General features: G+C 44.3%; 9 protein-coding genes. All 9 read right to left on the bottom strand.

Annotated elements, in window-relative coordinates; all coding sequences use genetic code 11:
• Window positions 1–54 precede the first annotated feature (54 nt).
• Window positions 55–447, bottom strand: a complete 393-nt coding sequence (locus QMN93_RS25185; protein ID WP_032951328.1) for a hypothetical protein — start codon at window positions 445–447, stop codon at window positions 55–57.
• 14 nt (window positions 448–461) lie between these two features.
• The gene (locus tag QMN93_RS25190) at window positions 462–1217 is read right to left on the bottom strand and encodes a hypothetical protein (RefSeq protein ID WP_009654999.1); all 756 of its coding nucleotides are present in this window, start codon (window positions 1215–1217) and stop codon (window positions 462–464) included.
• A 153-nt stretch (window positions 1218–1370) separates the two neighbouring features.
• Window positions 1371–3080 carry a DUF4942 domain-containing protein gene (locus QMN93_RS25195; RefSeq protein WP_007372173.1) on the bottom strand — a complete coding sequence of 570 codons (1710 nt, stop codon included), beginning with the start codon at window positions 3078–3080 and terminating at the stop codon, window positions 1371–1373.
• 191 nt (window positions 3081–3271) lie between these two features.
• Window positions 3272–3856, bottom strand: coding sequence for a hypothetical protein (locus tag QMN93_RS25200; RefSeq protein WP_032951326.1), 585 nt, complete (start codon window positions 3854–3856; stop codon window positions 3272–3274).
• A 51-nt stretch (window positions 3857–3907) separates the two neighbouring features.
• Entirely contained in the window at window positions 3908–4348 is a 441-nt protein-coding gene (locus QMN93_RS25205) for a hypothetical protein (protein ID WP_223226831.1), read from the bottom strand.
• Window positions 4338–4820 carry a hypothetical protein gene (locus tag QMN93_RS25210; protein WP_032951323.1) on the bottom strand — a complete coding sequence of 161 codons (483 nt, stop codon included), beginning with the start codon at window positions 4818–4820 and terminating at the stop codon, window positions 4338–4340. The genes QMN93_RS25205 and QMN93_RS25210 overlap by 11 nt, the downstream gene beginning before the upstream one ends.
• A gap of 97 nt (window positions 4821–4917) precedes the next feature.
• Window positions 4918–5346, bottom strand: coding sequence for an HNH endonuclease (locus QMN93_RS25215; RefSeq protein WP_032951321.1), 429 nt, complete (start codon window positions 5344–5346; stop codon window positions 4918–4920).
• An 18-nt stretch (window positions 5347–5364) separates the two neighbouring features.
• A complete protein-coding gene (locus QMN93_RS25220; RefSeq protein WP_223226832.1) occupies window positions 5365–5967 on the bottom strand; it encodes a hypothetical protein in 603 nt (200 codons plus the stop codon).
• Window positions 5964–6305 (bottom strand): hypothetical protein, encoded by a 342-nt coding sequence (locus QMN93_RS25225; RefSeq protein ID WP_323620203.1) that lies wholly within the window; start codon window positions 6303–6305, stop codon window positions 5964–5966. The genes QMN93_RS25220 and QMN93_RS25225 overlap by 4 nt, the downstream gene beginning before the upstream one ends.
• Between the last annotated feature and the right edge of the window lie 83 nt (window positions 6306–6388).

Consider the following 6388-nt stretch of genomic DNA (forward strand, 5'->3'; position numbering starts at 1 on the left):
ATGGCTCATGATGTCCCTCTGGGATGCGCTCCGGATGAATATGATGATCTCATATCAGGAACTTGTTCGCACCTTCCCTAGCTGAGCGCATTTTGCAACGCGGACTGAGTGGTCAAGGTTGACCTTGTCGAATTCAGCCTTCAGTTGCTCATCTGGCTTAGCTTCGTTAACAGTTACCAGAATCCGACTAGCATACTCGCTACCCTTGGCTTGATTGCCTACCATCTTACCCAGTACACGGCCAGCTTTTGATTTCGCTTCAGTCAAACGTTCCTCGCCATTTTCGAGGTAGTCTTTACATGCGATAACAGCAGCAATCTCGGAAGCATGAACTTTCATCACGTCATTCAGTTCGTCACGAGATGGAGAGCTTTCCGCTGATATTGCGAAACTTGATGCATTAATTGCAAATAAACAAACAACCGCATTTAATATTATTTTTCTCATCACAGGTTTCCTTTTTATTGGTTACGAGGCAATGCTGCTTCAGACAGCTGGTAATTCAATATTGATAAGTAGGCCAGAGGTATAGTTGCTGCCGGGATTAACCATTCATACCTGAGCGAAAAGTATGACCACGAAAGTAAAACAACACCAGAGATAGCTGAAAATGCGAACAACGGCCCAATATTCATAAAAGTACTTTTACAAATGACTGGTATACTTTTCAGCAGAGAACCTTTACACCGCGTAACTGTTGGTATGAATAAAACGAGCATTGGCGTAGCGATAAATACGCTCAAAGTGGCAAGGGCGTACATATTGAAATACACTATTAGGTTGGAGTAAGCCAGACTAATGCTTGTTAATGTTGGTTGTTTATATTCAACATGGTTGGTTTCACCCGCAACCGCTGAAGCAATCATAAATTTGACTAACCACAATATTACGATCATTAGTACGGTCAGGAATAATGCATAAACTAACACAACGATAAAGTTGCGTAGTTCTTCCCAGATATTCAATCTTAGCTCTGAGCTTTGATATCGGCATAAGATAGCCGTAAGGTAGAGGGTGAGTACAACTGGCTGTAAGATAAAAAATGCAAGCCCCTCCATTGTCACATTTTTCATGATGAGTGTCAGGAGTCCACCACCAGCAATTATCGGCAAGAATATTGCCAAAATACCATGAAGAGATGCCATTGTTTTCATGGAGGACAACATTATTTGTTTGGTATCTTCGAAAGATAATTTATTGATGAGAAATGCTGACATTGTGTTTCCTCTTCATGTAGTTGGCTCAATTGTCGCATGTTGAAAAATTTGAATAGCATTTAACATCGACAAACTGACGGCTTTTTCTCTATCTCATTTTTTCTGTTCAGTTACGGGTGACGAAATTAACTCGACCAGCTCTTCCTTTCCCCACTATTCATGGGCATCAACGGAGAAAAGTTTTATGGATTCTGCGGTTCCTTCAAAGGCGTTGTCATAGCAACCCAGAATATTGATGTCGTAACCGGGCCCAGCTTCTCGGGTTAAAAGATGCTCCTTTGCGCTCCCTGGCAGTATTGCTATCAAGCGTCCTCCCGGTTTCAGGAATCTCATCGCATGTTGAAAATGTGCAATCCAGCGTGAGTCACTAAATGGAGGATTCATCAGAATTCTTTCAAACAAGCCGGTATTTTCAGGCTTGACCAATAGAAAATCATTAAGGGTGACGTTCCAGCGCAGGCCAGTAATTGCAACAGCTGCGGGGTGTATATCAAAACCAGTAACATCCACCCCCTCTGGTAACCCTTTCAGTAGCGCACCAAGACCGATATTCGGTTCCAGCAAACGCATACCTGAAGCCACCATACATTCATCAATTGCTCGTTTCTGGAGTTCTCCGACCGTTGCATAGAACTGGTGCGTATAGCGGTCAGGTATAGAACCATGTAATGCCAGAAGTTTGAATGCTTCAACGGGGCTAAAGTCAAAGTCATATACTTCTCTATATCTTCTGACAGCACCCAATGACTCCCATATGTTCACCAGTTCTTTTTTCTCACTAACAGACTGGTTGTCCCGCAGGATAAAAGTGTGCGGCCCCGGTGACAGGTGTTTGCCCGCGTTCAAATGGTCAGTGGCATATGATATTAAGGAGTTAACAGCAGAGAATGATATCAACTGCGACCGATATTCATTGGTTTTTACAGTTCTTGCGGAGTTATGGCCGGTGGTGTATCGGCGATCGAGAGGAATGCAGCCTGGCATTAAATGGGATAGTACCAGATTGAGATTGTCACAAGTTTCCTCCTCAATCAGGATATGCACATTGCCGTTAATAAACCCCTTCACTTTAAGACTATCGTTATCAATACTTACCCATTCGCCAGGGTTACTCATCATGTACTCTTTGACCGCAGCCGAATTCACATCCTCAGCACCGCTTCGTCCATACATCAGTCCAATAACCTTACGAAGGTCATTAAAATAGTTGAGATAGTCATAGGATCTGCGGTTATCTCTACTTGGTAAGCAGCTGGCTATGATGAGTTTGTTGCTGAAGCCCTGGGCACGGTTAGTCTTATGCAGAGCGGAGAGCTTTTCAAACACACCATGAACCATCTGGGCGAAGTAGTCTTTTTTCTCTTCATTCAATGCGAATGCGGTAGAAAAGATACTTTCTTCGTTGAAGGGTACAGGCTTAAGCTTCTCAAAATTTGATTCTGATGATTTTCGCCATGCCCTCAATCCTTCGTTCCAGTCATCGTATCTTTCGGTGGGCATAAATGGTTTTACGCCGGTCAGATCGAGCAGCTTTTGCCAGTACTTTTCATCGAGAGCACAGCGGGCCCGTTCTATACAGAACAAATTTTCTACAGCCAGCGTATATTTGATGGAATTGTCACAAGAATCACAGAACATGCGCCATGCTTCATCATGCCGGTTCCGCATCACTGCATCATACATGGCCTGCATGTGCTTCAGTGTTGTGTTGTATTCCACCAGCAGATCGCGCATGGCATTTAGTTTTTGAAAGCCGTCATGTTCAATGAGGCCACTTTGACTGTCTACGGGATTAGCATAAAGGCTGAGGACGTCTGATTCATTTTCATCGTTATTCGCTAATACAGCTGTCGGTAGGTTCATCAGATTTCTCCAAATAGAGAAATTATGAGACAGGTATGGCAGGTGACGAAGCAAATCGACGAACTACATAAGCCGGGATATTTGGGGATACCGTGAAGTACATAGCACGGCGGAAGTCCAAAAAAAGAGACCCCAGTAAGGGGTCTTAAATGAGGTATATATAACTATCAGATCACAGAGCCCGAAGCAGACTACTCAACGTCCTGAATTTCAGGAAGCTTCAACCCTTTCGGATAGAAGATTGTATGAACAGTCAGGTCAGCCAGGAACGTAGATTTGATAATTAATTTTATTATAGGGTTAATACTATCCCAAGAATCGGGCGAATTCCAGATAGTGGCATCACAGCTTTCAGGATACTGGTTAACTCCAGGAGCATGGCCAGCCGTGCAGCGCATTGGGTCGGTTGATTCATGCTCGCATTTAGGGCAAATATAGCGCCGCAGCTGGTGTTCACCTAGGTCTTGGTCAAAATCGTGAGGAGTTTCCCAGCAATGAACATCTTCAAGCTCAGGTAGCCTGGACGGAGTGTAAAAAGCCCACGGCACTTCCGTACCTCGCAGTACCTCAAGTGCGTGTATCACCCGCTCAGGCTCGATTTTAAGCACGTCACTGTATGCTTCTATTCGATCACGTAACAGGCTGGCCATTACAGAGATTGTATGGATATCGATACCGGCTGCTTGAGCGTCCCTTTCCAGCTGCTCAATAACGACATCAATACTTGCTGGTGGTGCAGACATAAATAACTGCGTTGCGGCTTCTTGTCGTGACATATACGAAGGTTCCTTCGGTTACCGGTGACAGTAACCGATATTTTCCCCTCGCTACAGCTGGTCACGAATTTTTTCAGCTTGTACATCGGATACCAGAACACAATCACCTGTTGCAGAATTACAAACGTAATATTTTCCGTCCTGATGCTGCTGTAATTTCAGTTTTGTACCCGTAAGTGACACTGTAACGCCACTTGCTTCAAACTGCCCTTTGTTGGTGATGAAAAAGTTGTTTTTTGCGAGGGTTCCGGCTTTCAAATCAACGCCTCTGATCACTTCACCCAGGTCCCATTCGTTCATTACTGAGCGTTGTTTATGGATCAAGGAGCCAAGACAGACAAACACCACGACACTGATTGCAGCAAGACCCATAAGGTTTTTAAACGAATGGTGGGCTTTCAGGTCAAGCGTCTTCGCTTCTACCAGCTGCTCGGACGTTAACTGGACAGCTCGATTGTTACGCGAAGGACGTTTACGTTGGTTAGCAGTCATGGTTCACCTCTGTTTGAAGGAGAGATAATTTTAAACCTGCCAGTATATAAGCGATCTGAATTGGGTGAAGCGAATCATCAATGCTCATGGCCAGTCTACCCTTCTGATTGGTATCTACGGCTTTGCTGCCTCGGTACTGGTATCCATATCTCTTCCTGGCAAGTTCCAGGCCAGCCAGCATGTACTGGACTTGCTGTAACGATAATGAATCAATTTGCAGAGACTTGAGCCTGTTTTTTTGCTGGCACAGACCAAATAACTCCCTCGACTCGAAATCGTCGGGGTAAGAGTGTAGTAACCCATCAACTGAGCAGGCATTCAACTTATCGAATTCACGTTCAATACCCTCGACCGAGAAATGTCGGTCTCGAACGGACTCGACTCTACATTTGCTGAGCTGGCCATCTGGTGTGGCTACAAATATAGTTGCGCCTTCGGTCAGGTCTCCAGTCCAGTTTGTATGATTAGTCATATACGCTCCGTAATGGGCCTACTAAACAATATTATCACGGCTGAATATTTGACGAAGCAGTGCGCGATACGCGCCATGATAATGTTAAATTAGTCGTTTATTTGATAGCACCATTTTTCTCTGAATACTGTTCAAACCAGAAAACAATGGGTTTCTCTACAATGCTTATCTGGCCGAATCTTTCTGCCGTTCTGAAATTCATACTACTCTTCCGTGCCCTTTCAACCTGTAAACTTATTTGTTTGCGGAACATTTCCAGTGAATATGTTGTTTTGAGCAGATTGCAGGGCGCACAGGCTGGGAAAAGATTTTCTAAGCAGTTGGCACTTTCATTAAACACTTCACCGGTAGCCTTAAGCTTAAATTTCCCTCTGGCCGCAGCTTGCATATCCTGGACGGATTTCCTTAGCACAGGTTCTACGTGATCAGCGTGCCAACCTTTTTCTTTCAGTACCTCGCCACAATATGCACATCGACCACCAAATTTAGCCCTCAGTACTATTCTTTGTTTTTTTGACAGAGACATAATAAATTCCTTGTGGAACTAAGAGAATCGGCCATCGTCTATTGATTCAGCGATGTTGACTGCCAGGGCGTTATCGTCCAAGCCTGACAACGTTTCATAGCGAAAGACAGGAATGTGAGTTCTTTTAAAAAGGGCAATAATGAACTCTCCTTCAGGCTGAGCGCTGATAGCATCTTCATTGATCATTGCTAGCACTAGTTCCCCGGTATGCGCATCGGAGAGAACAAAATCGAACACGAATTCATCTGCGTACTGTTGCGCCTGAAGTACGTCAACCGGGGCAACCGGTTCATCTTCGAGCTCCAGCTCTACTAAGTCCCGGGCAAGCACCTGGGGTGCGATAATGTACTGACCATTGAACACCGCACTCAAGCGCACATAAAGATCCATCAGGACTTTTGGCAATATCGAATTTTTTTTGATGAAGTACTCGCTCAACCCATCAAGTGCGGCGTTCTCGTCGGCATCGGCATTAATATCTGCCTGCTGATCATGCTCGTCCAAAGGTTGCTGAGTTTGTTGTTGTTCTCGTTTTGTTCGACTCGCGTAGATAAGTATGAAAGCTGCAAAGCACACAAATGTCAGAAATATTGCGAGAGCGATTATATATTTTAGAGTCATGGGTTCATTCCTATAGTCTGGAGATACTCAGGCTCCTTGAACTTCATATTTTCGGGTATATGCCGCATCACCTTTTTGATGTATGGTTGTTCAATTCTCTTAAGCGTATCTAATTGAGATTGATAATCCTTAGTTCTCAAATCATGCTCAGCACCCAGTTGTCCTAATAACGTCTGAAGTTTCTTTAAGGCTTTGCTGCACTGCACTTCGGCATTATCCAGCTTTTCAATATTTAACCAGGAGAGAATATCGATAACAGGATTTATAGTCAGATCGACAAACAGATCAAGCGTGTCATCTGGTAAATTTGAATCAATAGGTGATTGCCGGGCAGGCATTTCATCTGACCTGCCCCCACGATTAGATACAACACTCAGTTAGTAACGTCGGAATCTTCATTCTCAGAATGACCCTTTCTCCA

Source organism: Enterobacter sp. R-1.6.2 (assembly GCF_035064085.1).
GTDB lineage: Bacteria > Pseudomonadota > Gammaproteobacteria > Enterobacterales > Enterobacteriaceae > Enterobacter > Enterobacter asburiae_B.